The organism is Bifidobacterium sp. LH_424, from assembly GCF_056356895.1.
Window position 1 is genome coordinate 22,141 of the sequence record NZ_JBKEVC010000014.1, and the last position, 25,225, is coordinate 47,365.

Here is a 25,225-nt window from a genome sequence, read left to right on the forward strand (position 1 = left end):
CATGTCCGTGCTTTCCGGAGCGAAATCACTGATCAAGCGATCACTCAACGCCGTGCAGGCGCCTCGCAACCGCAAGGAGTTCCTGTCCTCCCTGCACAACGACGAGAGCAAGCCGGCGATTCTCCTGGCGAACACCGCCGCATACAGGAACCTCGGCGACCACGCCATCACGATGGGAGAGTACGCGTTCTTCGACCACTACTTCCCCGGGTACCGGATCATCGAGATCACGGCGCCCCAGTGGCGCGACATGAACGGTCTGGACATCAAGGCCGCCATGCCGAACGTCGAAGCGGTGTTCCTCCACGGCGGCGGCTACATGGGAACCCTCTGGGGCGGCAACGAGGAGGACAACGCCATGAGCCAGATCGCCCATGCCGGAGACCTCCCGTGCGTCTACTTCCCCCAGACCGTGTTCTACGCGGGCGACTCGGCGGCCGCCAGCCTGAAGGGGCGGCAGGAGTTCTACCAGGCGCACGACAACACCTTCTTCTGCATGCGAGACCGTCGCAGCTACGATTTCATGCATAAGGAGTTCGGCTTCGCCGAGCGTCGGACGATCTACACGCCCGACATCGCGCTGTTCCTGGACGACCCCATCGAGCAGCGGGAACGCGACGGTGTGACCCTGTGCTTCCGCCACGACGAGGAGAAGGTCTCCGACGACGCCTCGCTGAAGCATATCGTCGCGCTTCTCGACGAACGGGGACTGTCCCACCACTACACGGACACGGTCGCCGACCACTCGTTCCCGCTCACGCAGCGCGAGGACGAGGTCCGCGACAAGCTCCGCGAGTTCAAGAGCTCGCAGCTCGTCATCACCGACCGTCTCCACGCGATGGTGTTCTGCGCGATCACGCACACGCCGTGCATCGCCTTCAACAACATCAACGGCAAGGTCGAAGGCGTGAACCAGTGGATCAAGGATCTGGACTACGTGAGGCTGACGGTCCCTGAGGCCGTCACTGGCGATCTCATCAGCGAGCTCGTCCGATTCGACACCTCGAGCTTCCCGACCAACCGACAGCTGCTGCAGCAAACCTATGACGACATGGCCCGGAGCATCGCCGAATTCACCGGGCTGCACATGCAGGCGCAGGGGGAGTGACGGTATTGAACAAGTACAAGAATCTCCTGCTCAACACCGGCCTGTTCGCGTTCAGCCAGTTCGCCACCAAGCTCATCACGTTCTTCCTGGTACCGCTGTACACGTACTACATGACGACGGAGCAGTTCGGTGTGACGGATATGTCGTCCACGGTCGTTGCGCTGCTGTTGCCATTGGCCACGCTGTCGGCCTCGGACGCGGTGCTTCGATTCGCAATCGATGACCGTCAGCATCAGGACCGATACATTTCCCTCGGCGTCGGGCTGATTATCCTCAGCGTCATCGTGGTGGCGGCATTGCTCCCGTTGCTCGACTTGCCGTTCTTCGGAGGCCTAGGCGACTACAAGCTTCTTTTCCTACTGTGCTACGTGGTAAGCGCCGCCCAGTACTTCTTCGGTCTGCTCGCCCGTGCGCTGAACGAACTGAAGCTCATCCCCGTCGCCTCGATCGTCTCGACGCTCGTCACCGGCGGCCTCGCCGTCCTGCTGATTGCGAAGATGGGCTACGCGACGGAAGGCTTCTTCTGGTCGCTGATCATCGGCAACTTGTGCGGTGCCTTGACCTTCATCCTGCTCGGCAGGCAGTTCAAGCACGTCCGGCTGATCTTCCATAAGGCGGACGTCGAACTGCTCAAGAAGATGCTCGCGTATTCGATCCCGATGATCCCCAATGCATTGTTCTGGTGGATCGGCGTCAGCATCAATCGATTCTTCATCACCGGCATGATCGGCATCGGCGCGTCGGGCCTGTTCGCCGCAGCGCAGAAGATCCCGAACCTGCTGAACACCTTCTCGGGCATCTTCCAGCAGGCGTGGCAGCTGTCGGCGTTCCAGGAGTTCAAGAAGAAGGACATCTCGGGCTTCTTCGCCACGGTGTTCAAGCTGTACCACAGCGGCATCGCCGTGGTCAGCACGGTCATCATCGTCCTCGCGCAGTGGTTCGCGTCCTTCATGCTGCAGAAGGACTTCTACTATGCGTGGCCGATGATTTCCATCATGATCCTCGCCTTCTACTTCAACATTCTCAACGCGTACTACGGCACGGTCTACACGTCCGCGATGAAGACGAAGCATCTGATGACCACCACCGTGGCCGGAGCCGTGAGCAGCGTGCTGTGCACATGGTTGCTGATCCCCGTCGCCGGCATCTACGGTGCCGGCGTCGCGATGGTCATCAGCAACGCGCTGGTCCTCGTGCTGCGCGTGATTACTGCGAAGAAGATCCTCGCCTTCAAGGTGGATTGGCCGGTGGTGATTCTGACGATGGTGTTGCTGATCGCGCAGTCGGTCGTCAGCGTCATCCATTGGGATTCGTATCTGGTCGTCTCCGCCGTGTTCACCGTCGTGATTTGCGGTCTGCAGGTCTTCGCATGCCGTTCGGTCTTCGGCAAGGTGAAATCGATGCTCGTCAAGCGCAAGTAACGCAAAGAGCCGGCGGCGACGGTGGCTGGATATGAGGAGCGGGCAGTTCGCCCGCTCCACTCATATCCAGCCACCTGAATCAGCCGATCGGATTCCATAAATTCGGTCACGTCTGATACGGTTCCGCGCGATCAGGGGCCCGGTGCTTCCTGAACTGACAGGAAGCACTTTGCTTTCCGGCAAAGGCCGGACCTTGCCGAATGCGCAGATCGAGCAAAGTGTGCGATAGACTCTGTACTATGCCGGAGCAGAAGAAAGAACCCCGGTTCGGGGCGGTAGAGCGGTACGTTATCACGCTGATGGCCGCTGCGTTGCATGAGCGCAGAGCCGACCCCAAACCGTCGGATGCACCATGGGAACAGATCTATCAATTAACGGTCCGGCACTCCATCCAATCATTGACATTCCCCGCCTTGTCCGAAGACATGCTGGATGACATGCCACATGATATTGCCGCACGGTGGCGTAACGACGCGGACATGTCTTTGTTCCAGCAGGTCAGCTATGACGTGGATCGAGAGGCAATCCTCGCCGATTTTGCTAAAGCAGGACTCTCTTGGATTCCACTTAAAGGCATCATCGTGACAAGGTACTATCCGCAACCGGGCATGAGATCGATGTCGGATCAGGATTTGCTAATCGGGTATGTTGAAACGGATGCCCATGGTGGCTGGACAGCTCGAGGGGAAACGGGGAAACAGCGTAAGCATTGGAGAGATAAAGCACAGGACGTTGCCGGTCGAATCATGTTCGACCATGGGTATCACACCATTCCGGATGGTTCATTCGCCAAAACGCCACTGCATTTCGAGTTGCATAGGACGTTGATTTCGGCTGCGGAAATGAGCTACGGCGCGCATGAGACAGAAATCAATCATTATGCCAATCCGTGGAGGTTGGTACAGCAGGTGAAGAACTCTCAAAACGAGTTCGTACTGACGCCCGATGAAGAGTATATTTTTCACTTGGAACACATGCTCAAGCATTATCGCAATTCGGGATTTGGATTACGATTTCTCGCGGACCAGTACCTTTACTGTGTGAAATTCGCAGAGGTTGTCAATTCGCCGAGAACGCATGACAAGTTGGCGGCTCTTGGACTGACTGATTTTGAGCGTGACGTTCGTGAGCTGTCCATCGCGCTTATGGACCAGCCTGATTCATGGGACCGGTTGGTCTCTGCTGATGGGCTGTCCTTGTTCGAGGACGTATTGGCTGGAGGCACTTACGGCTCATTCGAGCACCGATTCAGCCAGGCACTTAAACGTCAAGGGGAGAGAAAATCCTTGTTCCAATACTGGCGTGGACGATTGTTCCCATCCAAGGCATGGGTGGAAGAGTACTTTCCGCAATGGTCCCGTAATGTGCTCACTCGTACGATGCTTGTTTTCTATCGTATGTTCCGTGGCGTAATCAAATATCCACAAAGAACGTGGGAGGAGATTAAGACAACCGTACATGCGTGGAGTCTCCATTCGCGCCGATGATTCGCTACGAATTCGGAGAGTTGTGCGGTTTAGAACGGCGTCCTTGTGTGAATGAGTTCATAGACTCGCGACCCCTCCATAACACGATCTCCTGTGGCAACCCAGACGAGCAGGGGCAGGGCGTAGAACGCGTAGCCTTCGAATTGGATGTAGAGGTAGGCGGTCAGCACGAGCCAGCAGATCGTGGTCTTGCTCCAGACGTGGAGACGGGTGACGTGGCGGATGACGAGCCAGATGAGGGAGGCGAACCCGATGAGGCCGAATTCGGTGAGGAAACTCGTGTAGGCGCTCATCGTGGAGGTGTCGTTCGGGCTCCAGTTCTTCCACACCCACCAGGGGACCTTCGCGTCAGGACCGTTGAGCAACGCATACGAGGCGGTCACGCCCATGCGGCTCGCTTCGGCGATATTGCCCGCGCCGAAGCCGGTGAATAGATTGACAGGATGCTGGAGCAGCGCGATGAGCGGCGACAATGATTGCGACAGCCGGGCGGATGAGGAGGCGTCGCCGGCCACTGGGCCCTGCACGAGTATCGAACGGATGCGCCCGTTCGCCAGCGCTACCGTCATTCCCACGATGATTATCGCGGCAAACATGCCCCATGCGCGTCTGGCCTGCGTCTTGTCGCAGAAATCCGTGGATTCGACGATGGCGACGATCAGGGCCACGCCCGTGTCGATGATGATGCGCACGCCCGCGTGCATGAGGATGCTGCCGAGCGCGAACACGATGATGAGATCGCGCAGACGCGTGACATAGACGCGGTCACGGCCGCGCATCATCCACATGAGCGGCAGCAGCACGCCATACAGGTGCATGCCGATATAGCTCGGCTCGGCGAACAGGAACTGCGGGCGGTTCCCTCCCCACGGCGAATCGGCGGTGATATACTGCCGCGCCATCACATGGCTGAACAGCGCGCGGGCGGGCGTGACGTCCAACTGGATGGCGAGGAACTGCACGACTCCCACGGCGAACGCCACCCAGTAGGCGGCGATGAGCAGATGGATCATCGGCCGCCAGTCCAGCCGTTTGACGCGCACGGCGATCTCCAGCGACGTCAGACAAGCCAACGCGCCGCAGACGCCGAGCAGCGACCACGCCGTCGGCAACGGATGGAACGCAATCGTCAGCCACCCCACCAGCGACAGGACGATCAGGAACAGCGGGAACAGGAAGAACACGCGGAACCTGCGGTACGCCTGCGGAATCAGCTTCCAGTTCAACGCCGCATACAGCAGGAACAGCCACGGGCTGATCGGCGTCCAGAACGGCATATAGCCGCCGACCACCGTGCCATCCACCGGCAGCAGCGCGATCGCCGCATAGAACACGTAATCGGAACGGTCGGCCACATCGAGCCGGCGGACGAAGGCCGGGAGTTTCAGATTGATGCCATGACTGTCAAACACACCCGCCATCATGCGACGGTCCCAAGACGGAGGGGAGTCTTGGCTTCGCTAGGATGGAACCAGATCCGTGATGAATGGAGGCGCAGCATGGCGGACAGGTATCGGGTGCTGATGTGCCGCGACCATCCGGTCCTGGAATACGAGTATTTCGAGACCGGCGGCTACGCGCTGCGTGCGGTGGAGGTGTTCGACGAGCGACGCGTCCCCTTGGGCATGTACGTCGACGGCAGGCCGGAGCCGGACGGCGAATCGATCACCTCGTGGTGGCGGGGACGCGGCATTCCCGTGACGCGTGACGGTCTTCGCTCCCTGCTGGCCGTCGGCGGCATCGAGCCCACGGGTGACATGCTGGACCGTTCGATGGGACTGAGTCTGTCCGACCAATACTGGGTAAGGCCCGACGGACGTGACGATCTCGCATGGTCGGACGTGAACTTCTTCCACAACGATTTTGACGAACGGCTCGGCAAAGCCCTGTTTCTCGGCCATTCGTCGCGCATCGGCGACGTGAACACGCCGGACATCACCAGCGCCGGCGACCTGCCGAAACGATGGGTCATCGGCGACGACGGTGTCAGGCAGCTGGTCAAGGCGGGGCGTACCGGGCAGGAGCCGGACAACGAACGCATCGCATACGAGGTGGCGTCGCTGCTGGGCATCGACCACATCGAATACCGCGTCGGACGAGCGGAGGGCAGACGCGTATCGGTCTGCGACGAAATGCTCTCCGACAGCGAGGAGCTTATCGCCGGCGGACAGATCAGGAATATCTTCCGTGAGGGGCGCAATGACGAGCGGAAGACCATCTGGCTTGACACATGCGAGCGGCTTGGAGTATCGCGTGAGACCGAAGAGCATGCCACCGACGATTTCCTGTTCCTCGATTTTCTGTTGCGCAACACTGACCGGCATTACAACAATTTCGGCCTCATCCGCGACGTCGAGACGTTCGCGATACGGCCGGCCCCCATCTTCGACAGTGGGGATAGCCTCTGGAATGGCATGGAGCCTGAGTCGATGTCGAACGACGACTACGTCGCGAAACCATTCTGGATCGACGATTGGGGTGACAGACCCAACGCATACCGGCAATTGGAATCGATCCGCAATTGGGATAGATACGATCTGACCGCGCTGGACACGGTGCCGGACCTCATCCGTGACCAGCTCGCCACGAACGTGAGAATGTCACCGGTCGTCATCGACGCGATCTGCAAGGCGATGGTGGAGAGGATCCGGCTCATCCGTAATGTCCCGTTGGGACAATAGACGGCGTTTCCGACGCGGATTCCGGAGGGCTATTGTCCCAAAACGCGGTTTTGGGACAATAGCACAGGTTTACCGGACCTGCACAGTCGCTCAGGCGGCCTTTTTGCGGCCGCGGCGCTTCATCGTGCCGGCGACGGCCTTGGCGGCGTCGAAGACGGCGGCCTTGTCGTTCGGGTAGAACTCGCCGACGACCTGCTGGTAGGCGACCTCGCCTTCTGGGGCCTCGGGCAGTTCGAAGAACGCGGAGACCGCGGCGAGCGGGGCCTTGTCCTTCACGTTCACGGACGCGGTCTGCTTGCCTTCCGGCTTGCTGAACTTCACCGCGTTGTCCGCCTTGGCGGTGGTGGGGACGATCGCCACCTGCTTCGTCTTCTCGTTGACGAGCACCTTGACGTGCGCCGGGAAGCCGAGCACCTGGGCAGTGGCCTTGTTGAAGCGCACCGCATTGGCGGTGACCGTCATCGTGATCTTGCCGACCGGCTTGACCAGCTGGACTTCCTCAAAACCCTGAAGAACGGATGCCATATGATCTCCTTAATTCATTCAGATAAAAACCGATGATGATTTGGTTATCGTCTCATATTGTAGCGAATAAGAATGGGATTAATCACCTATTTCCTGATAATTCATATAGCAATGTTGCAGGTGAATTGCAGATCGCCGATATGCCGGAAAACACGAATCAGCAGCACGACGAGGTGAGACGATACGTCGTTGCATTGATGGCGGCAGCACTGCATGGGCCCACGCCGATGCGAAACCCGATACGGTACCGTGATTTGACGTGTACCGGCTGGTCGTGCGCCATTCGGTGCAGGCCATGACCTTCCAGGCGCTGACCGAGGAAGCGCTATCCGCGATGCCGAAACGGATTGACCGGATTCCTGCCGGTGTTCCATCGCCTGCGCAAGAACCTGCGCGGGCATCCGGGAAGCCTGCGGCGTGAACTGGGCGCGATATGGCGCAGGAAGGATTAGCGTTCGCCCCTGCGGTTATACTGCCTTGAAGGTTCACATGAATGCGACGTCAATCCGCGCTTACGGTCTCTGTGGCCGTCTGGAAGCGGGACAATAGGAAGTACGAAGTAGGAGAGACCGTGACATCGGATACCCTCGAACAGAATGAAGTGGCCGTGGCGGAACAGCGCCCGGCCGTGGACAACACCGCCGGTCACGGAAGCACGATCCAGAACTCCGGCATGACCATCCTCGACCTCTTGCGGGCGATCCGCAAGCACTGGTTCGTCGCCGTGCTCGTCTTCGTGATCACCGTGGGCGCCGTCGCGGGCTACACGTTCACCCGCACGAAGATGTACACGGCCACCGCCCAGCTGTTCGCCAGCTACAACAGCATCGCCGCGGACGCCAACCTCAACAACGTGGGCGTGCAGTCCACGGCCGGCACCTATATTGCCAGCCAGCTCAAGAGCTACCCGAACCTCGTGAAGACCGGTGCGGTGCTGCAGCCGGTCGTCGACGCGCAGCATGACGATTCACTGAGCGTCGGTCGTCTGTCCGGCATGGTGTCCGCCAACAACCCGGAGGACACCTACATGCTGAGTGTGTCCGTCACCAGTGCCGATCCGCAGCAGGCCGCCACTCTCGCCAACGGCGTGGCCAAATCCCTGTCCGATGTGGTCGCCTCCGAGCTGTACTCCTCCGGCGACAATTCCATCGTCAAATTGTCGGTCGTGCAGCGTGCCAACGTGCCGGGCGCTCCGAGTTCGCCGAACACCAAGCTGAACCTCGCCGCCGGTGCCGTCATCGGTCTGGTGCTCGCCCTCATCGCCGCCGTGCTGCGTGACCTGCTCGCCCGCCGCATCCAGGACATCTCCGATCTCCAGGCCGTCGCGCAGGACGTGACCGTCGTCGGCGTGATTCCGAAGGACGAATCCCTCAACGAGACGAAGCCGATCGTCGTGACCAAGCCGGACGGCGCGATCGCCGAGGAGTTCCGCCGCATCCGCACCAATCTCTCGTTCACCACGTCGAAGTCCGGCGACAAGGGCCGCCTCATCGTCGTCACCTCGTCCATGCCGTCCGAAGGCAAGACGACCGTCTCGTGCAACCTCGCCGCCACGCTCGCTGAGAACGGCGCCGCCGTGCTGCTCATCGACGCCGACCTGCGACGCCCGACCGTCGCCAAGCGACTCGGTCTCGAAGGCAACGTGGGCCTCGCCCACGTGCTGTCCAACCAGGCGACCGTCAGGGACGTGGTCCAGCGCTACTGGAAGCCGAACCTGCACGTCCTGCCCGCCGGCCCGCGTATCCAGAACGCCTCCGTGCTGCTCAACTCCGCCATCATGCACGATCTCATCAAGCAGGCCGTGCAGCAGTACGATTACGTGATCATCGACACCTCGCCGATGAGCGTCGCCAACGACGCCGCCGTGTTCGGCCAGCAGGGCAATGGCGTCGTGCTTGTCTCCGGCAAGGGCGTCGCCGTCAAGCGAGCCCTGCGCGGCACCATCACCGAGCTCGGCGAACTCGACGTGCCGATCCTCGGCTTCGTGTTCAACCTCGCCGACCGCAAGAAGAACGGCGGCTACGGCACGTACTACTACTACGGCTCCTACTACCGCTACGGCCAGTACGGCTACGGCTATGGCGACGACGGGAAGAAGGGCAAGAAGCGCAGGAAGGGCAAGAAGGAGTCGGCCGAATCCAAGCCGATTCTCGTGCAGCCGCTGTCCGAGCCGCTCGCCGACCAGCAGCCGGCTTCGCCCGCCAAGCAGGCCCACGACAGGCAGGCGCGCCAGCCGAAGCGCAAGTGAGCGGTTCGCGCCGATAATGGCTGATGACGACTGAGGGGTTGGAATCCGAACCAGGATTCCAACCCCTCAGTCATATTCATATTCGGACCGCGCGGCCACGTGGGATGGCCTGATGATGATCAATCCAACGCGGCGGCGATGCGCTTCAACAGGCGCACAATCATGTTGTGCGCCTCCACGAACGCCGCAAGGCCCTGTCCCTGCGGATCGGCGACGTCGCCGGCCTTCGGCAGCTGCGGACGCAGCAGGCCCGCGTTGGCGACCACCGACTCGGCCCGCTCCTCGAACGTCCCGCCTTCGATCCAGCCTTCTTTTTGGGCCGCCTCGCACAGGTTCGCGAAATCGGTGATCAGGAACGTGCGGCGCGCCTTCACCGGCGCCTCCAGCGCGATGTCGCCGCGTTGGCGTTCCTCGAAGCACAGGATCAGGTCGGCGGCACCCGCGATCTGCGGCGAGATGCGGCGGGAACGGAACGTGGCGATCCGATCCTCGTCGATATGGTCGCGACGCATCAGATCGGCCGCATCACGCGACAACACGTGATCGTGCAGACCACGCGTGCCGGCCGATGCGAATTCGAGCGAAGGGTCGGTGAGGAAATGCGGCGCGAGCAGTTCGGCCATCGCCGAACGCGAGACATTGCCGGTGCAGACGAACAGAATACGCATGGAATCCATCGTAGGAGCGTAGTCGGGACAATACCGTGGCAATGAGCACGTACCCGCCACGGGTGAGCCTCACGATACAGTGGCGTTGTGACTGAAATCGACGAACTGAGCATCGACCCGGAGCATGGGCGCGACGATGAGGCGCGCGACGCCGAACACCATAATCCCCGCTATCTGAAGCACCGCGAGAAGCGTGTCCTGCGTGACACACTGCTCGTCATCGTGGCGGTCGTGCTGTCCGCGATCATCCTCGTCGGCGCGTATTTCGCCGTCTCCGCGGCCATCGTCGCCAAGGAAGTGAAATCGGCCGCCGCCAGCGTGTCCGACGTGCGCGGCCTGAACATCGCCGAGGATGGCGCCGCGTCGAAGCTCGACGGCGCCGTCGACGAACTGCAACGGCACGTGGACGCCGCCTACGCGCACACGTCGAACCCGATCTGGGCGATGATGGCGCACCTGCCGCGTTACGGCGGCGACGTCCAGGCCATCCGCTCCACCGTGGACGCGCTGCACACCGTCGCCGACGACGCGCTGCCGCTCCTCGCCGACGCGGCGGACGACGTGAACCCGGGCACGGTCAGCGTGGCCGACGGCAAGATCAGCGTGCCCGGGCTCGACACGGCCGCGCCGAAGCTCGCCAAGGCGAACGGCTACGTGCTCAAAGCGAACAGCGAGCTCCAGTCCATCGACGGCGTGACGCTGGGCGCGCTGCAACACCAGCTGGACCCGGCGCGCGAATCGTTCCTCTCGTTCGCGAAAATCAGCGATTCCCTGGCGCGCGGCGCGCAGGTCCTGTCCGGCATGCTGGGTTCCGGCGACTCCGGCTCCGGTTCCGGCGATGGCGGCTCGCGCAACTATCTGATTCTCGCGCAGAACAACGCGGAGATCCGCGCCACCGGTGGCATCGCCGGCTCGCTGGGACTCGTGACCGTGCGCGACGGCGCCATCACGATGCACGACTTCGTGCCCGCCTCCGAATTCGACTCGCGCAAGGACCCGATCGTGAGCCTCACCGACGACGAGAAGAGGGTCTACGGCGACCGTCTCGGCGAGTTCATGCAGGACGTGAACTTCACCCCCGACTTCGCGCGTGTGGGCGAACTTTCGGCCGCCATGTGGAAGGACAAGTACGGCGACCAGGTGGACGGCGTCATCGCCGTCGATCCGGTGCTCCTGCAGAAACTGCTCTCCGTCACCGGTTCGGTGGAGGTCTCGCGCGGCGACTACAAGGCCACGCTCGACGGGACGCACACCGTGTCCATCCTCCTGAGCGACGTCTACCGCAATCTGCACGATGGCGACGACCAGGACGCGTTCTTCTCCGACGCCGCCAAAGCGGCGTTCGGCAAGGTGATGCACTCGTCCGGCACGAACGCCGTCGCGCTCGCCAAGCAGGCCGTCACGGCGGCGAACGACGGGCATCTGTACGTGTGGAGCGCGGACAAGGACGAACAGAAGCTGCTCGCCGGGACCACGGTGGGCGGCACGCTCGTCACCAAGGACTCCGGTTCGTACCTCGACATCGAGGGCGCGGCGCCGAAGCAGGTGATCGGCGTGTACTACAACGACGCGATGGCCTCGAAGATGGACTGGTACCTCCGTCGCGACGTGAAGGACAAGCTCGTCAAGACCTATGAGAACGGCAGCGAGGAGCATGAGATCACAATCACGATGACCAACACGCTCGACGCCTCGCAGGTGGATTCGCTGCCCTCCTATGTGATCGGCTCGCTGGAGAACGGCGCCGAGAAGGGGCACATCCAGTTCATCACCTACCTGTACGCGCCTGCCGGCGGCGGCATCCCCTCCTATGCGGCCGGCTCCGACAAGGCCAAGGGCGACGTCTACGCGCTGCACGACGGGCTCACCGTGATCGGCAAGCAGGTGAGTCTCGCGCCGGGGGAGAGCACCACGATCACCGCGACCGTGGTGACCGCGCCGGGTTCGGTCTCCGGCCAGACCGTGGTGCGGCAGACGCCGCTGGTGAAGTAGGGGAGTACCGGCGCGGGCCGGCTTCCGGCTGGCTGCCTACTGGAGGGCCTCCAGGGCGAGGAGCGTACCCGCGCCGCCGAGGCAGACGATGATGAGCAGGACCATGTCCAGACGGAACAGGAACCGTTCGCGACGGTGACGGCGCCTGATCCGCTGGATATGCTCCTTGCTCATGCGCTTGCCGTGATGATGCTCCTTCGGGGCTTCGACGGCCGTCAGCGGCACACTCTCGTCGATGGCCTCGAGGTCGATGATGCTGGTGTCTGGGGTGTCTGTGCGGTCCGTCACATTCGCGGCTGATTTCGTCTCGTCGGACATCGATGCTCCTTGCCGAATTATCGGTGGTTCCGGTCTCCGTTTCGGCATCGGCTGAAACCGGTATCAAAAATCTCATTATTCGAAAACCCTGTGCAGGCGTTGTGCTGACGCGCCTGCGGGGTTCGCTTCCATCATGTTACCCGGTTGTTAACCTGAACCCATACCGTTTTGTCAACCCGCGTGCTAGGGTGGCAACCAGTGGGAGAAGGAACGAGACGATCTCCCATCCGATAACAGAAGACTTGAAGATGTAATGCGCAAAGGGGATTTGCGCACTGGAAGGAAAACAGAGATGAAGAAGATTACCGCCATCGTCACGGCGTTCGCCGCAATGCTGCTCTCCGTGTTCGCCCTCGCACCGACCGCCATGGCCGCCGACTACTCCGCGACCATCACTCCGGGCACCTCCGAAGGCGTCGCCACCATCACCGTGACCATCGACGAGGCCACCGCGCAGAAGTACCCGTACGTCGCCATCGCCTACGACAACACGCAGATCTCCTCCGTGACCGCGGCCGCCTACGTGCACACGAACTGGGAAGAGGTCACGTCCACGTTCTCGAAGGACGGCTCCAACTTCGTCAAGACCTACAAGGTCGCCACGCTGAACTGCAAGGACGCCAAGATTTCCGTGCTTGGCTCCAAGGATGCTTCGGACGGCGATGACGTCACGCTCCAGACCAAGACCGTGTCCTTCGCGAACACCTGCACCACCGGTTCCAACAAGAACGTCGCCGTCTCCGGCACCGCCGGCTCCTCCCGTCGCACCACCGCCCAGACCGGCACCGTCGTCATGCCGTACATCATCGCCCTCGGCCTGATGGTCGCCGCCGGCGTCGCCCTGTTCGCCGTGCGCAAGGGCAACGCCCGCTGAATCGGGTAGATGGATCGGCGCGATAGATGACGGATTGCGATTCGTGATTCATCGCGATTGACCGGAGAATTCTCCGCAAATCCTCCGCTCCTCACGGGGCGGGGGATTTTTCGTATAATGAGGGCGTTGCACTAAGGGTGCATAAGGGTTTCAGGCGTCGAAAGGGACAATCATATGCGCATCAAACAAGGATTCGTCATGCGTGACGTGGCCGGACAGACCGTCATCATCGCGACGGGGGAGGCCTCGAAGACGTTCCAGGGCATGATCCGCGTGAATGGGACCGGCAAGACCGTCTGGCAGGGACTCGCGGACGGACTCGACGTCGCCGGCATCGTCGACAAGGTGACGGGCGAATACGCGATCGACCGCGAGACCGCCACCGCCGACGTGAACGCGTTCGTCGACCAGATGCGCGCCAACGGCTTCCTCGACGAATGACGCAGATGACGGATATGACGGGCGTGGCCGTCGATACGGACATCGAGGGTGTACTGCGGCGCGAGGGCGTGTTCGTGAGCACCACGGTGGGCGTGAGCATGCTGCCGATGCTGCGCAACCGGCGCGACACCATCGTCGTGCGGCCCTTGGCGGCCGGCGAGCGGCTGCGCGTCGGCGACGTGCCGCTCTACCGGGCCGGCGGACGATACGTGTTGCACCGCGTGGTCGGCGTGCACGACGGCTGGTACGCGATTCGCGGCGACAACTGCATCACCACCGAACACGTGCGCGACGAGCAGGTGCTCGGGCGGCTGGAGGAGTTCTACAGGGGCGCGCGGCACGTGGTGTGCGATGGGGCTCGCGAGTCGCACTGGTATGGCGTGTATTGGCGCACGTGGCTGGCCCTGTGGCCGCTACGGCACTGCTGGAAGGCGCTGCGCTGGCGCGCAGGACGCGTGGCGCGTGCGCTCGGGTGGAAGAAGGCGTAACGTAATAGGCCCCCTCGTCAGAGGGGGCCAAGGCGCTTGCGCGATCAGTAGCTGTGGTGGGACTGCCAGTAGGTGTAGGCGCCGGTGATGCCGCCGTAGCGGCCGTTGCAGTAGCTCACGAACCACTTGAACTGGGTCTGGTAGTTGTCGGCCCAATCGGAGCCGACGGAGGCCATCTTCGAGCCGGGCAGGGCCTGTGGCAGGCCGTACGCGCCGGAGGAGGCGTTCGTGGCGTGTGGGTTCCAGCCGGACTCGTGGTTGATGATGTACACGGCGGCCGTGAAGTCGGCCTCGGTGTAGCCGTTCGACAGCAGCCAGTCATGCGCCCAGGTCTGCATCTCCGAGGCCGGCACCGTGGTGCCGAGCGAGTTGGAAGACGAGGAATCACCGGAGCTCGACGAGGAACCGGTGCTGGTGGAGCCGGTGCCGACGAGCACGATCTTGTCGGTCGGGGCCTCCTTCACATAGGAGGCGAACACGTTCGAGGAGACGATCTTGCCGCCCGCGCGGGTGACGAGGCTCGTGGTCTCCATCGTGCCGACCTTGCCTTCCTGCTGGACCTTCTCCTGGCCCTTCGGCAGCGCGTCGGTCTCCTTCTTCACCGTGTTGAACGCGATGTCGCTGTCGCTGGTCTCCAGCGTGGCGCCCGCGCGCTCGATGGTGATGACGGTGGATTCGGTGACCTTCGTGTTCAGCGAGGGGGAGACCGTGTCATCCGGGTCGAGGACGATGTCGCCGGCTTCGAGCACGGACTTCACGTCGGTGAAATCGTCGCCGAGGACGGTACGCGACTTGCCGTTGATCTTGACGGTCACGTAGGACGTGTTGCCGTTGAGGTCGCCTCGCGCGCCTCCACGGGACACGCCGAGCGCGTTGCTGTCCGTGGCGGAGAATTCGGTGACGGCGGCGGGCTTGTTCGCCTGCTGGTAGAAGTTCCTGGACACGACGCCGGCACCCGCAAGCATGCCCACCGCCGCGACGATGGCCGCGATACGCGTCCACTGGCGCTTGCTCAGGGACTTCAGGGTGGGCGTCTTCTTGCGATGATTCGCCATATTGCTCCTTAAATATTCGAGGCGCCACGCGGTGGTCGGCACAGCGTGCGCGGCGCTCACTAATCCACCAGTCTAGCGTCCAATCCGAACATTGGACAGTGGTCGGGTGAACGGCCGGTGGCGTCGTGGCGTTTTATTGGACAACATGACCAATTGTGATGGTGGTGGGAATTAGACAGATTGTCTAGCATGAAGTCAGCGTCATCGCAAGGAGGTCATCATGACGAACGACAACCGGAATCCGGATCCGAACGCGAATGTGAACGCGGGCGACGGCCCCTACGGCGCGCCGCGCGCGGGACAGGGCGGCGACCCGTACGCCAATCCGTATGCGGACCAGTCGAACAATCCCTACGCGGGGCAGGGTGGGCCCGCCGGCGGCACAGGCTCGGCTGGCGGCTGGAACGGGCGGCCGGTCGATCCGTTCAAACTCATCGAAACCATGCTGCCGCAGCACGCGAAGAACTGGGTGCGCGGATTCTACGGCGTGATCGGCGTGGCCGCCATCGTGCTCGGCGCGGCCCTGCTGCTCTGGCCCGGCATCACGCTGAAAGTCGCGGCCGTCCTGCTCGGCGTCTACCTCGTGGTCTCCGGACTCGTGCGCGTCGTCGTCGCCATCGTCGAACTCGGACTGCCGAGCGGATGGCGCGTGCTCGACATCCTCGTCGGCGTGCTGCTCACCATCGGCGGCCTGCTCATGCTCAAGAACGCGGCCGTCTCCGGGCAGGCGCTCGCCCTGCTCGCCACGATGACCGTCGGCATCGGCTGGATGCTCGAAGGCTTCATGGCGCTCGTCGAATCGTGGAGGCTGCCCAGCTCCGGATGGGCCGTGCTGTACGCGATCGTCTCCATCATCGCCGGCTTCGTCGTGCTCATGTCCCCGGTGAGCTCCACCGTCTGGCTCGTCGTCTTCGCCGGCTGCGCCTTGGTGGTCATGGGCGTCTCCGCCCTGGTGCGCGCCTTCACCTTCGGCCGCCTCCCGAAGCGGTGAGGTGATAGTTCGATGACTCCCGTAGTCTTGGCCATGCTTTGTACGGCCAAGACTACGCGATCGCGAGTTGCTTGTGGGCGATTGTTTCCAGATGGTCCGTCAACGCCCGGATGTCATCGGCGGAGCACCCCCATTGATGGACCAAGGCAAATGGTTCGCAGTCGAACAACGCTGTGGCGAGGTCCGTTTTCCTTTCGGCGATGATTCTGCGGTTGCACGGATTGAACAGCAGTGTATAGCCGCGATAGTCGCCGATATTTCGCAATTCAGTCATGGAATCGGACATATCCGAACATCTCCTGCCAAGCCACGATGATTTCCGGAGCGACCGATTCAAGGAACTCGATGATTCCCTGCTGCTCCTTCGTCGTCATATCAGGACTTTGCTTGGCGATTCGTACCGTGCCGTCCTGCAGAATCCAGAATTTCGCGGATGATGGCGACTGCTTGCCTCTGGCGACGTGGACGTGAATCGGCTCGTTGCTTTCATTCGCCCAGAAGTAGACAAGGAATCCTCGGATTCTATACAGCCCAGGCATGTTGGATACCGCCTTCGCGTGCATAGCGCATGATTGATTTCATGCCGCGGACGGTGCTGACGAGAAATCCGTTGGTCTCCCGTTGACTGAATCCCGTATTGGCTGGAATCGTGCCGTCCGGAATCTTGATTTCGGCGTGCTTGTCCCCGTTGTCGAAGAATACGAGCACGCTGCCGTCGGGCTGGACATCGGAATGTGTGACGCGCGTGCCATCGCCCGTCTCATAATAATCGTATATCCGCATGATGAGCTCCCGTCTTTCTTCATTGTAAATCGTGTGCTGGGTAATGGGGAGGCGCGTGAACCCCCTCAGTCGCGCTTTGCGCGACAGCTCCCCCTGAAGGGGGAGCAGAGGGAGAGGGGTGTGAACAGCTCCCCTGAAGGGGGCGCAAGGGGAAGGGTTGTGGATTGACGAGGCGGCGCACTATCGTGAGAGCCATTGACGACAGGGCGTTCCGCCCATCGGACATAGGTAGAAAGATTCTGGAAGTCTCATGATCGAACTGAAGACCCCTCGCGAAATCGAGGAGATGAAGCCCGCCGGCCGCTTCGTCGGCTCCATCCTGCGCGAACTCAAGGAATACACGAAGGTCGGCACCAACCTGCTCGACATCGACGAATTCGTGCACAAGAAGATCGTCGACCGCAAGGGCGCCGAATCCTGCTACGTGGACTACGCGCCCGACTTCGGCACCGGCCCGTTCGCCCACTACATCTGCACCTCCGTCAACGACGCGGTGCTCCACGGCGTGCCCTACGACTACAACCTCAAGGACGGCGACCTCGTCTCCCTCGACCTCGCGATCAGCGTCGACGGCTGGGTGGGCGACTCGGCCATCAGCTTCGTGGTCGGCAAGGACAAGGACCCGGAGGACCTGCGCCTCATCAAGTGCACCGAGGAGGCGCTCGCCGCCGGCATCGAAGCGGCCCAGCCGGGCAACCGACTCGGCGACGTGTCCAGCACGATCGGCGACATCGCGCGCGAATACGGCTACCCGATCAACCTCGAGTTCGGCGGCCACGGCGTCGGGCACATCATGCACGGCGATCCGCACGTGCCGAACGACGGCAAGGCGCGCCACGGCTACAAGCTGCGTCCGGGCCTCGTCATCGCCATCGAGCCGTGGTTCCTCAAGAGCACCGACGAGATCTACCAGGACCCGAAGGACGGCTGGACCCTGCGCTCCGAGGACGGCTCCCGCGGCGCCCACAGCGAGCACACCATCGCCATCACCGAGAACGGCCCGGTGATCCTCACCACGAGGGAGTAGGGCGATACGGGTCTTCCGCGGTACGCGCCCCCTTTAGGGGGAGCTGGTCCGCGGAGCGGGCCTGAGGGGGTGCTGCGTCTGGTTGTGGACGGGGTACCCCCCTCAGTCGGCTTTTGGCCGACAGCTCCCCCTGAGAGGGGGGGCAAAGAAAGTGGTATGCGCGAGGAGTGCGCATTCCGTTTTGCGGGGTGCATTCCTTTTGTGTTCCGGGTATTGGGCAATGGGGCCTTGTGGAAACATGGGGCGGCTATGGTGGCCGGCAACATCGAACAGGAAGGGTCACCCATGGCAACAGCACAGCTGAACGTCGACGATAGCAAGTACACGCTGCCTGTCGTCGAGGCCACCGCCGGGCCGGACGGCATCGTCGTGTCCAAACTGCGCAACGACGGCTGGGTGACGCTCGACCCCGGCTTCCTCACCACCGCGCAATGCGAATCGAAGATCACGTACATCGACGGGCAGCACTCGATTCTGCGCTACCGCGGCTACCCGATCGAGCAACTGTGCGAGAACTCCGACTTCCTCGAGGTCGCGTGGCTGCTGCGCCACGGCGAGCTGCCCAACAAGGAGCAGTACGAGAAGTTCGTCTCCGCGATCAACCATCGCACGATGGTGGGGGAGGACTTCCGCACGTTCATGGGCTCGTTCCCGCGCACCGCGCATCCGATGAGCGTGCTCGCCTCCGCGATCAACGCGCTCGCCACGTTCTACCCGGACACGACCGACATCACCGACTCCGACCAGCTCGACGAGTCGGCGATCATCATCATGGCGAAGGTGCGCACCATCGTGTCGTACATCTTCCGCCGCCGCCGTGACGAGCCGATGCTGTACCCGGACTACGCGCGCGGCTACGTGGACGACTTCCTGCGCATGTGCTTCGCCGTGCCGTACGAGCCGTTCGAATCCGACCCGCTGTACGTGCACGCGCTCGGCCGCCTGCTCATCATCCACGCCGACCACGAGCAGAACTGCTCCACGTCGGTCGTGCGCATCGCCGGCAGCGCGCACGCCAACCTGTATTCGGCGGTCGCGGCCGGCGTCAACGCGCTGTCCGGACCGTTGCACGGCGGCGCGAACGAGGCCGTCCTGCGTCAGTTGAAGGCGATCCGCGATTCCGGTAAGTCGGTGCGCGAGTTCGTCGAGGACGCCAAGCGCGACGGCCACCGCATCTCCGGACTCGGCCACCGCGTCTACAAGTCGTACGATCCGCGTGCGGCCATCGCCAAGACGTATCTCGAGAAGATTATGGACCGCGAGGACACGTCGAAGCTGCCGGCCGACGAACGCGCCCTGTTCGACGTGGCCACCGAGCTCGAGGACATCGCGCTGCACGACGACTACTTCGTCTCGCGCCACCTCTACCCGAACGTCGACTTCTACACGGGACTGATCTACCGGGCAATCGGATTCGACCCGGCCATGTTCACCACGCTGTTCGCGCTGGGCCGCATCCCCGGATGGATCGCCCAGTACCGCGAGATGCTCGCCGACCCGGCCACCAAGATCGGCCGCCCGCGCCAGGTGTACACCGGCGCCGTCAAGCGTGATTACATTCCGCTGGAAGAGCGGTAGGCGACGCGGTTTGCCTCCCTCTGACGGGACATCGTCGTGAAGCAAACGCCGGAGGCGTTTGTAGGCGATGTGCGAGCCGACAGGCGAGCTGATAGAAGGTCAGCCGCAGGCCGCGGGAACATCGCATCGGCCGAAGGCCGATTCCTTTCCTCGCGGCCTGCGGCCGCTGTCTCTCCCCCAGTCCGCTGACGCGGACAGCCCGACCGCAATCAAGGACAGCCTTCGGCTGACCTCACATAAGCTCGCTGTCGCTCGCCTTCGCCTACGGAGAGCCCACCGGGCTCTCCGCTTCACGGCTCAGCCCGTCAGAGGGGGCCGAGTGGGAGTCAGTTCTTGTGGAGTTTGGCGTTGAGTTCGATGCCGGTCTTGCGGTAGCGGGCCTCGATGCGGCCGTTCACCGAGTTGCGGATGAACAGGATGTTGTCCTTGCCGGACAGGTCCGCGCCCTTGACGACCTCGAGCGGTTCGCCGGCGGCGGCCTTCGCCTTGTCCCAGATGGTGACCTTGGTGCCGGCGGTCACGTACAGGCCCGCCTCGACGACGCAGTTGTCGCCCAGGGAGATGCCGATGCCCGCGTTCGCGCCGAGCAGCGAGTGCTCGCCGATCGAATTGCGCAGCTTGCCGCCGCCGGACAGGGTGCCCATGATCGAGGCGCCGCCGCCGATGTCGGAGCCGTTTCCGACGACCACGCCCTGCGAGACGCGGCCCTCGACCATCGAGACGCCGAGCGTGCCGGCGTTGAAGTTCACGAAGCCGGCGTGCATGACGGTGGTGCCCTCGGACAGGTGGGCGCCCAGGCGCACGCGGTCGGCGTCGCCGATGCGCACGCCGGACGGCACGACGTAGTCGATCATGCGCGGGAACTTGTCGACGCCCAGCACGTTGACCGAGGCGGCCGGGGCGGCGGCCGGCAGACCGGCGTTCGCGGCGAACGACTGGGCGGCCGCGGTGGCGGCGGCCTCGACGTCGGCCTTGCGGGCGTTGAAGTCCTCGACGGCGAACGGGCCGTAGTTGGTCCACACGACGTTGTTGAGCGCGCCGAAGATGCCGTCCAGGTTGAGCGTGTTCGGCTTGGCGAGGCGCATGCTCAGCAGGTGCAGCTTCAGGTAGGCGTCCTCGGCGTTGGCGATCGGGGCGTCCAGGTCGCTCACGGTGAACACCGGCACGCGGCGCACGCCGCGCGCGTCGGCCTCGTCGTGGGCGAGCACGCCGAAATCATGGTTCGGACGGTCCGCCTCGGCGGGGGCGGCGCCGAGCGCGAGGCTCGGATACCACACGTCCAGGGTGTTGCCGGCGGCGTCGATGCTCGCCAGGCCCCAGCCGTACGCGGTGCGTTCATCAGTCATCTGCAATGCTCCTTACATACATCGGGATACAGGTTGCTTCCATGTCCACCTTAGCCTGCGCGCTCGTCGGGCGCGTGCCGTGCCCACGTGATGTTCCACGGGGTGTTTCACGCGCGCGCCGCATCCCGTTACGCCCGCGGCCGAGCGCGCCGGGCCGTTGACCAAGCGATGGGGTACAATCGCGCACCGTGAATGACTATCGGCAGGATGAACGCGGCGATCGCGAGCGCCGCCGCCGCACCATGGTGCGCGCGGTGTGCATCGTCATAGCCGCCGCCATGCTGATCTCCTTGGTGGTTCCCGCCATCTACGCCGGTCTTTGACGTCCCGTCACGCGTGTTCCCCGCGTGACGTCCAGCCTCGCACACCCTCGGCAGGTTCGCGGCCGCGGGGCATGCGGCGAAAGGCGCGTCGCGCATCCGCCGGACGGGGGAGGGGAGCACGAGGCCCGAGGACGGGCGGCACCCCAAGGTTTTTCAAAGGTACGAAACATAAGGTAGACAACGATGGCTGAATTTGACTATTCCCAGGCGATCGCCGACGTGCGCGCCAAGTACGACTCCATCGCCAAGGCGCTGGACGTGGACCGCATGAAGGCGGACATCGCCGAGCTCGAGCAGCAGGCGGCCGCCCCCGGTCTGTGGGACGATCCCGAGAACGCGCAGAAGGTGACGAGCAAGCTCTCCGCCGCCGAATCGCAGCTGAAGCGCCTCACCTCCGCGGGCTCGCGCATCGACGACGTCGAGACGCTCGTCGAGCTCGGCCGCGAGGAGGAGGACCAGGAGTCGCTCGACGAGGCGAAGACCGAGCTCGGCTCGATCGCCGACGACCTCGCCGCGATGGAGATCCAGACCTTGCTCGACGGCGAATACGACGAGCGTTCCGCCGTGGTGACGATCCGCTCCGGCGCGGGCGGCGTGGACGCGGCCGACTTCGCGCAGATGCTGCTGCGCATGTACCTGCGCTACTGCGAGCGCATGGGCTTCAAGGCGAAGGTGATGGACACCTCGTACGCCGAGGAGGCGGGCATCAAGTCCGCAACCTTCCAGGTGGACGCGCCGTATGCGTACGGCCGTCTGAGCGTCGAGGGCGGCACGCACCGCCTCGTGCGCATCTCCCCGTTCGACAACCAGGGCCGCCGCCAGACCAGCTTCGCCGCCGTCGAGGTGGTGCCGCTCGTCGAGGCGACCGACCACATCGACATCCCGGACACCGACATCCGCGTCGACACGTACTGCTCCTCCGGCCCCGGCGGCCAGGGCGTGAACACGACCTACTCGGCCGTGCGCATCACCCACCTTCCCACCGGCCTCGTCGTGACGATGCAGGACGAGCGCTCGCAGATCCAGAACCGCGCCGCCGCCATGGCCGTGCTCCAGTCCCGACTGCTCGTGCTGCGCCACGAGGAGGAGGCGAAGAAGAAGAAGGAGCTCGCCGGCGACATCAAGGCCAGCTGGGGCGACCAGATGCGCTCCTACGTGCTGCACCCGTACCAGATGGTCAAGGACCTGCGCACCGGCTACGAGACCAGCCAGACCCAGGCCGTCTTCGACGGCGACCTCGACGGCTTCATCCAGGCGGGCATCCGCTGGCGCCACGAGCAGCGCCGCGCCGCCAAGGAGGAGGCCGAGGCCTAACCCGGCCCCGGCCCCGCAAGGCCGCACCGGCCATACAGGCCGTACAAGGCTTACCAGGCTTCACAAGGAAAGCGAATCAATGGCACTCATCTCATTGGAGCATGTCAGCAAGATCTACCCGAAGGGCACCCGTCCCGCGCTCGACGACATCAACCTCGACATCGACCGCGGTGACTTCGTGTTCCTCGTGGGCGCGTCCGGCTCCGGCAAGACCACGCTGCTGAGCCTGCTGCTGCGCGAGGAGGAGGCCACGGACGGCGAGATCCGCGTGGCCGGCAACGACCTACGCCGCATCTCCGACCGTCAGGTTCCGCAGTACCGTCGTTCGATCGGCTTCGTGTTCCAGGACTACAAGCTGCTCAACAACAAGACCGTGTGGCAGAACGTGGCGTTCGCGCTCGAGGTGATCGGCACGCGCCGGTCCGCCATCAAGTCGATGGTGCCGAAGGTGCTGGAGACCGTCGGCCTCACCGGCAAGGAGCAGAACTACCCGCACGAGCTGTCCGGTGGCGAGCAGCAGCGCGTGGCCATCGCCCGCGCCTACGTGAACCATCCGCAGATCCTGCTCGCCGACGAGCCGACCGGCAACCTCGATCCGACCACGTCGCTCGGCATCATGGAGGTGCTCGACGCGATCAACCGCACCGGCACCACCGTCGTCATGGCGACGCACAACGAGGAGATCGTCAACTCGATGCGCAAACGCGTCGTCGAACTGCACACCGGTCACATCGTGCGCGACGAGGAACACGGATCCTACGATTCGTCCACCTACTTCCCGGACGCGGAAGTCACGTCGAAGGCGCATCGCGCCATCGGCGCGGACGAACGGTTCCGCGCGGACAGCACGGACGCGACCGAACGCATGGACGCACACGCCGCCATCGAGGCGGGCGCGCTCGCGGCCGGCGCGATGGACGGCGACGAGGGCATCGCCCGTCTCGCCCAGTCCGTGCATTCCGGCCGCACCGGACGTTACGGCGAGGCGTTCGCCCCCGTCGAGACGACGCTCACGTGGGGCAAGGGACTGAATCTCGAGGAGGAGGCCGAGCGGGAACGCCGCGAGCGGGAGGCGGCGACACCCGCCCCCGCCGCGCGGACCGCCGCGTCCGCGCCGGCGGACGACGCGGCGACCGCGGTGGTCGCGCCCGTCGACGCGACCGACGACGTGACGGACGATCCGGACGCGAAGTTCAAACCCAAGGCGGCCGCGGCGCAGGCCGGCGGCAGCCTGCTGACGCCGCCCGCGCCGCCCGCCGCGAAGGCCGGGCACGGGCGTGCGGAACAGGCGGAGGCGACGGACCGGACCGGACAGACCGGACAGACCGGACAGACCGAGCCGCCGGCGCCGCCCGCCGGATCCGCGCCGCTGACGCCGCCCGCGCCGCCGGTCCCGCCGACGGCGCAGGCCGCGGCGGACGCGACGGCGGGGAACGGCGACGACGCGACCGGTGACGTGACCGACGACGCCGGAACCGCGGCCGACGGCCGAAACGATGACGATGAGAAGACGAACGAGGAGGAGACCCGATGAGGGCGCGATTCATCCTTTCCGAGACCTGGACGAGCCTCAAGCGCAACGTGCCGATGATCGTCTCGGTCATGCTCGTCACCTTCATCTCCTTCGTGTTCATCGGCGCGTCCGCGCTCATGCAGGCGCAGGTGACGCGCGCGAAGGGCGAATGGTACGACAAGGTCGAGGTGATCGTGTGGCTCTGCCCGGACGGCACCAGCCAGGCGGCCAGCTGCGCGACCGGCAAGGCCCCCACGCAGCAGGAGATCGTCGAACTGGAGGACTTCATCCACCAGGAGCTGCGCGACAACGTCTCGAAGATCTCCTACGTGAGCCGTGAGGACTTCTTCAAGAACACGTTCCTCAAGCAGTACCCGAACGGCGAATACCAGGGCCGCACGCTCACCGCCGCCGACATGCAGGACTCGCTGCAGCTGAAGCTCAAGGACCCGACCAAGTACAAGATGGTCGCCGAGGTGCTCAACGGCAAGACCGGCGTGGAGGAGGTCGTCGACCAGAAGCAGATCTTCGACCCCGTGTTCGCCGTGCTCAACCGGGCGACCGTCGTCACCGTGGTACTCGCCGTCGTGATGGTCGTCGTCGCGATCCTCCTGACCGGCACGACGATCCGCATGTCCGCCGCGTCGCGCAAGAACGAGACGGAGATCATGCGACTGGTCGGCGCGTCCAACTGGACGATCCGCCTGCCGTTCATCCTCGAAGGCGTGGTCGCCTCGCTCGTCGGCTCGCTGCTCGCCGCCGGCGCGCTCGCCGCGATCGTGCAGGTGTTCATCACCGACGGCGTCGCCAAGTCCGTCAGCTGGATGCCGTTCGTCACGCAGGGCACCGTGTGGCTCGTCGCGCCCGCGCTCGTCGCCGGCGCCGTGCTGCTGTCCGTCGTGGCCTCGGCGGTCTCGCTGAGCCGTTATCTCAAGGCGTAGGCGGGTTGCCGTCTCAGCAACCTCCGTTACAATGTGCGGAAGCAATCCGGAAGGAAGGACCGAAGTGTCGAAGCGTTCCAAGACGTTGCAAGCAGGACTCGGA

At 63.6% G+C, this 25,225-nt stretch carries 25 protein-coding genes; 16 read left to right on the top strand and 9 right to left on the bottom strand.

Annotated features, from left to right (window positions below):
• The first annotated feature begins 1 nt into the window (after position 1).
• From AC1AYP_RS10005 to AC1AYP_RS10015, 3 genes are all read left to right on the top strand, one after another.
• On the top strand, positions 2-1,108 hold the full coding sequence (locus AC1AYP_RS10005) for a polysaccharide pyruvyl transferase family protein (protein ID WP_476502461.1): 1,107 nt from the start codon (positions 2-4) through the stop codon (positions 1,106-1,108).
• Entirely contained in the window at positions 1,105-2,529 is a 1,425-nt protein-coding gene (locus AC1AYP_RS10010) for an oligosaccharide flippase family protein (RefSeq protein WP_476502460.1), read from the top strand. The genes AC1AYP_RS10005 and AC1AYP_RS10010 overlap by 4 nt, the downstream gene beginning before the upstream one ends.
• Before the next feature lie 239 nt (positions 2,530-2,768).
• Positions 2,769-4,016: a nucleotidyltransferase family protein gene (locus AC1AYP_RS10015; protein WP_476502459.1), complete on the top strand. Its 1,248-nt coding sequence runs from the start codon at positions 2,769-2,771 to the stop codon at positions 4,014-4,016.
• 29 nt (positions 4,017-4,045) lie between these two features.
• Here AC1AYP_RS10015 and AC1AYP_RS10020 read toward each other — a convergent pair whose 3' ends face one another.
• The gene (locus tag AC1AYP_RS10020; protein WP_476502458.1) at positions 4,046-5,428 is read right to left on the bottom strand and encodes a hypothetical protein; all 1,383 of its coding nucleotides are present in this window, start codon (positions 5,426-5,428) and stop codon (positions 4,046-4,048) included.
• Between the two features lie 87 nt (positions 5,429-5,515).
• Here AC1AYP_RS10020 and AC1AYP_RS10025 point away from each other — a divergent pair, with 87 nt between their 5' ends.
• Complete coding sequence (locus tag AC1AYP_RS10025; protein WP_476502457.1) at positions 5,516-6,697, top strand: hypothetical protein; 1,182 nt, start codon at positions 5,516-5,518, stop codon at positions 6,695-6,697.
• Positions 6,698-6,787: 90 nt separating this feature from the next.
• Here AC1AYP_RS10025 and AC1AYP_RS10030 read toward each other — a convergent pair whose 3' ends face one another.
• Entirely contained in the window at positions 6,788-7,222 is a 435-nt protein-coding gene (locus tag AC1AYP_RS10030) for a hypothetical protein (RefSeq protein ID WP_476502456.1), read from the bottom strand.
• A 571-nt stretch (positions 7,223-7,793) separates the two neighbouring features.
• Between AC1AYP_RS10030 and AC1AYP_RS10035 the strand changes: the two genes are divergently transcribed.
• A complete protein-coding gene (locus AC1AYP_RS10035; RefSeq protein ID WP_476547769.1) occupies positions 7,794-9,470 on the top strand; it encodes a tyrosine-protein kinase domain-containing protein in 1,677 nt (558 codons plus the stop codon).
• A 119-nt stretch (positions 9,471-9,589) separates the two neighbouring features.
• On the opposite strand, the gene AC1AYP_RS10040 is transcribed toward AC1AYP_RS10035, so the two are convergent.
• Positions 9,590-10,138 carry an arsenate reductase/protein-tyrosine-phosphatase family protein gene (locus tag AC1AYP_RS10040; RefSeq protein ID WP_476502454.1) on the bottom strand — a complete coding sequence of 183 codons (549 nt, stop codon included), beginning with the start codon at positions 10,136-10,138 and terminating at the stop codon, positions 9,590-9,592.
• Between the two features lie 87 nt (positions 10,139-10,225).
• On the opposite strand from AC1AYP_RS10040, the gene AC1AYP_RS10045 reads away from it, so the two are divergent.
• Positions 10,226-12,130, top strand: a complete 1,905-nt coding sequence (locus AC1AYP_RS10045; protein ID WP_476502453.1) for a DUF4012 domain-containing protein — start codon at positions 10,226-10,228, stop codon at positions 12,128-12,130.
• 36 nt (positions 12,131-12,166) lie between these two features.
• On the opposite strand, the gene AC1AYP_RS10050 is transcribed toward AC1AYP_RS10045, so the two are convergent.
• Positions 12,167-12,448, bottom strand: coding sequence for a hypothetical protein (locus AC1AYP_RS10050; protein WP_476502452.1), 282 nt, complete (start codon positions 12,446-12,448; stop codon positions 12,167-12,169).
• Positions 12,449-12,740: 292 nt separating this feature from the next.
• Between AC1AYP_RS10050 and AC1AYP_RS10055 the strand changes: the two genes are divergently transcribed.
• The 3 genes from AC1AYP_RS10055 (at position 12,741) to AC1AYP_RS10065 (ending at position 14,251) form a co-directional block, all read left to right on the top strand.
• A complete protein-coding gene (locus AC1AYP_RS10055) occupies positions 12,741-13,322 on the top strand; it encodes a hypothetical protein (protein ID WP_476502451.1) in 582 nt (193 codons plus the stop codon).
• A gap of 174 nt (positions 13,323-13,496) precedes the next feature.
• On the top strand, positions 13,497-13,763 hold the full coding sequence (locus AC1AYP_RS10060; RefSeq protein ID WP_476502450.1) for a PqqD family protein: 267 nt from the start codon (positions 13,497-13,499) through the stop codon (positions 13,761-13,763).
• Positions 13,764-13,768: 5 nt separating this feature from the next.
• On the top strand, positions 13,769-14,251 hold the full coding sequence (locus AC1AYP_RS10065) for a S24/S26 family peptidase (RefSeq protein ID WP_476547771.1): 483 nt from the start codon (positions 13,769-13,771) through the stop codon (positions 14,249-14,251).
• Positions 14,252-14,295: 44 nt separating this feature from the next.
• On the opposite strand, the gene AC1AYP_RS10070 is transcribed toward AC1AYP_RS10065, so the two are convergent.
• Positions 14,296-15,306 (bottom strand): aggregation-promoting factor C-terminal-like domain-containing protein, encoded by a 1,011-nt coding sequence (locus tag AC1AYP_RS10070; RefSeq protein WP_476547773.1) that lies wholly within the window; start codon positions 15,304-15,306, stop codon positions 14,296-14,298.
• A gap of 220 nt (positions 15,307-15,526) precedes the next feature.
• Here AC1AYP_RS10070 and AC1AYP_RS10075 point away from each other — a divergent pair, with 220 nt between their 5' ends.
• Positions 15,527-16,297: an HdeD family acid-resistance protein gene (locus AC1AYP_RS10075; RefSeq protein ID WP_476531513.1), complete on the top strand. Its 771-nt coding sequence runs from the start codon at positions 15,527-15,529 to the stop codon at positions 16,295-16,297.
• 52 nt (positions 16,298-16,349) lie between these two features.
• On the opposite strand, the gene AC1AYP_RS10080 is transcribed toward AC1AYP_RS10075, so the two are convergent.
• From AC1AYP_RS10080 to AC1AYP_RS10090, 3 genes are read right to left on the bottom strand one after another with little or no spacing between them, the layout of a single operon-like run.
• Positions 16,350-16,583, bottom strand: coding sequence for a hypothetical protein (locus tag AC1AYP_RS10080; protein ID WP_476547775.1), 234 nt, complete (start codon positions 16,581-16,583; stop codon positions 16,350-16,352).
• Positions 16,564-16,836, bottom strand: coding sequence for a DUF4160 domain-containing protein (locus tag AC1AYP_RS10085; protein ID WP_476502445.1), 273 nt, complete (start codon positions 16,834-16,836; stop codon positions 16,564-16,566). The genes AC1AYP_RS10080 and AC1AYP_RS10085 overlap by 20 nt, the downstream gene beginning before the upstream one ends.
• Positions 16,820-17,080, bottom strand: coding sequence for a hypothetical protein (locus AC1AYP_RS10090; protein WP_476502444.1), 261 nt, complete (start codon positions 17,078-17,080; stop codon positions 16,820-16,822). Before AC1AYP_RS10090 ends, AC1AYP_RS10085 begins: the two co-directional genes overlap by 17 nt.
• Positions 17,081-17,330: 250 nt before the next feature.
• On the opposite strand from AC1AYP_RS10090, the gene map reads away from it, so the two are divergent.
• Both map and AC1AYP_RS10100 read left to right on the top strand, forming a co-directional pair.
• On the top strand, positions 17,331-18,107 hold the full coding sequence (gene map, locus AC1AYP_RS10095) for a type I methionyl aminopeptidase (RefSeq protein ID WP_476531517.1): 777 nt from the start codon (positions 17,331-17,333) through the stop codon (positions 18,105-18,107).
• A 285-nt stretch (positions 18,108-18,392) separates the two neighbouring features.
• Entirely contained in the window at positions 18,393-19,685 is a 1,293-nt protein-coding gene (locus AC1AYP_RS10100) for a citrate synthase (RefSeq protein WP_476531519.1), read from the top strand.
• Positions 19,686-20,011: 326 nt separating this feature from the next.
• Here AC1AYP_RS10100 and dapD read toward each other — a convergent pair whose 3' ends face one another.
• Positions 20,012-21,031, bottom strand: coding sequence for a 2,3,4,5-tetrahydropyridine-2,6-dicarboxylate N-succinyltransferase (gene dapD / locus AC1AYP_RS10105; protein ID WP_476502441.1), 1,020 nt, complete (start codon positions 21,029-21,031; stop codon positions 20,012-20,014).
• A 188-nt stretch (positions 21,032-21,219) separates the two neighbouring features.
• On the opposite strand from dapD, the gene AC1AYP_RS10110 reads away from it, so the two are divergent.
• The 4 genes from AC1AYP_RS10110 (at position 21,220) to ftsX (ending at position 25,122) form a co-directional block, all read left to right on the top strand.
• The gene (locus AC1AYP_RS10110) at positions 21,220-21,354 is read left to right on the top strand and encodes a hypothetical protein (protein WP_476502440.1); all 135 of its coding nucleotides are present in this window, start codon (positions 21,220-21,222) and stop codon (positions 21,352-21,354) included.
• 183 nt (positions 21,355-21,537) lie between these two features.
• Positions 21,538-22,668, top strand: coding sequence for a peptide chain release factor 2 (gene prfB / locus AC1AYP_RS10115; protein WP_476502439.1), 1,131 nt, complete (start codon positions 21,538-21,540; stop codon positions 22,666-22,668).
• Between the two features lie 79 nt (positions 22,669-22,747).
• Complete coding sequence (gene ftsE, locus AC1AYP_RS10120; protein WP_476547778.1) at positions 22,748-24,202, top strand: cell division ATP-binding protein FtsE; 1,455 nt, start codon at positions 22,748-22,750, stop codon at positions 24,200-24,202.
• Positions 24,199-25,122 carry a permease-like cell division protein FtsX gene (gene ftsX / locus AC1AYP_RS10125; RefSeq protein ID WP_476547781.1) on the top strand — a complete coding sequence of 308 codons (924 nt, stop codon included), beginning with the start codon at positions 24,199-24,201 and terminating at the stop codon, positions 25,120-25,122. The genes ftsE and ftsX overlap by 4 nt, the downstream gene beginning before the upstream one ends.
• The last annotated feature ends 103 nt before the right edge of the window (positions 25,123-25,225 follow it).

Excerpts from the sequence above, each read along its gene's own strand:
- AC1AYP_RS10005 (WP_476502461.1), top strand. The coding sequence starts at position 2 with ATGTCCGTGCTTTCCGGAGCGAAATCACTGATCAAGCGATCACTCAAC.
- AC1AYP_RS10015 (WP_476502459.1), top strand. The coding sequence starts at position 2,769 with ATGCCGGAGCAGAAGAAAGAACCCCGGTTCGGGGCGGTAGAGCGGTAC.
- AC1AYP_RS10025 (WP_476502457.1), top strand. The coding sequence starts at position 5,516 with ATGGCGGACAGGTATCGGGTGCTGATGTGCCGCGACCATCCGGTCCTG.
- AC1AYP_RS10030 (WP_476502456.1), bottom strand. The coding sequence starts at position 7,222 with ATGGCATCCGTTCTTCAGGGTTTTGAGGAAGTCCAGCTGGTCAAGCCG.
- AC1AYP_RS10040 (WP_476502454.1), bottom strand. The coding sequence starts at position 10,138 with ATGCGTATTCTGTTCGTCTGCACCGGCAATGTCTCGCGTTCGGCGATG.
- AC1AYP_RS10050 (WP_476502452.1), bottom strand. The coding sequence starts at position 12,448 with ATGTCCGACGAGACGAAATCAGCCGCGAATGTGACGGACCGCACAGAC.
- AC1AYP_RS10055 (WP_476502451.1), top strand. The coding sequence starts at position 12,741 with ATGAAGAAGATTACCGCCATCGTCACGGCGTTCGCCGCAATGCTGCTC.
- AC1AYP_RS10060 (WP_476502450.1), top strand. The coding sequence starts at position 13,497 with ATGCGCATCAAACAAGGATTCGTCATGCGTGACGTGGCCGGACAGACC.
- AC1AYP_RS10065 (WP_476547771.1), top strand. The coding sequence starts at position 13,769 with ATGACGGATATGACGGGCGTGGCCGTCGATACGGACATCGAGGGTGTA.
- AC1AYP_RS10070 (WP_476547773.1), bottom strand. The coding sequence starts at position 15,306 with ATGGCGAATCATCGCAAGAAGACGCCCACCCTGAAGTCCCTGAGCAAG.
- AC1AYP_RS10075 (WP_476531513.1), top strand. The coding sequence starts at position 15,527 with ATGACGAACGACAACCGGAATCCGGATCCGAACGCGAATGTGAACGCG.
- AC1AYP_RS10080 (WP_476547775.1), bottom strand. The coding sequence starts at position 16,583 with ATGTCCGATTCCATGACTGAATTGCGAAATATCGGCGACTATCGCGGC.
- AC1AYP_RS10085 (WP_476502445.1), bottom strand. The coding sequence starts at position 16,836 with ATGCCTGGGCTGTATAGAATCCGAGGATTCCTTGTCTACTTCTGGGCG.
- AC1AYP_RS10090 (WP_476502444.1), bottom strand. The coding sequence starts at position 17,080 with ATGCGGATATACGATTATTATGAGACGGGCGATGGCACGCGCGTCACA.
- map (WP_476531517.1), top strand. The coding sequence starts at position 17,331 with ATGATCGAACTGAAGACCCCTCGCGAAATCGAGGAGATGAAGCCCGCC.
- AC1AYP_RS10100 (WP_476531519.1), top strand. The coding sequence starts at position 18,393 with ATGGCAACAGCACAGCTGAACGTCGACGATAGCAAGTACACGCTGCCT.
- dapD (WP_476502441.1), bottom strand. The coding sequence starts at position 21,031 with ATGACTGATGAACGCACCGCGTACGGCTGGGGCCTGGCGAGCATCGAC.
- prfB (WP_476502439.1), top strand. The coding sequence starts at position 21,538 with ATGGCTGAATTTGACTATTCCCAGGCGATCGCCGACGTGCGCGCCAAG.
- ftsE (WP_476547778.1), top strand. The coding sequence starts at position 22,748 with ATGGCACTCATCTCATTGGAGCATGTCAGCAAGATCTACCCGAAGGGC.
- ftsX (WP_476547781.1), top strand. The coding sequence starts at position 24,199 with ATGAGGGCGCGATTCATCCTTTCCGAGACCTGGACGAGCCTCAAGCGC.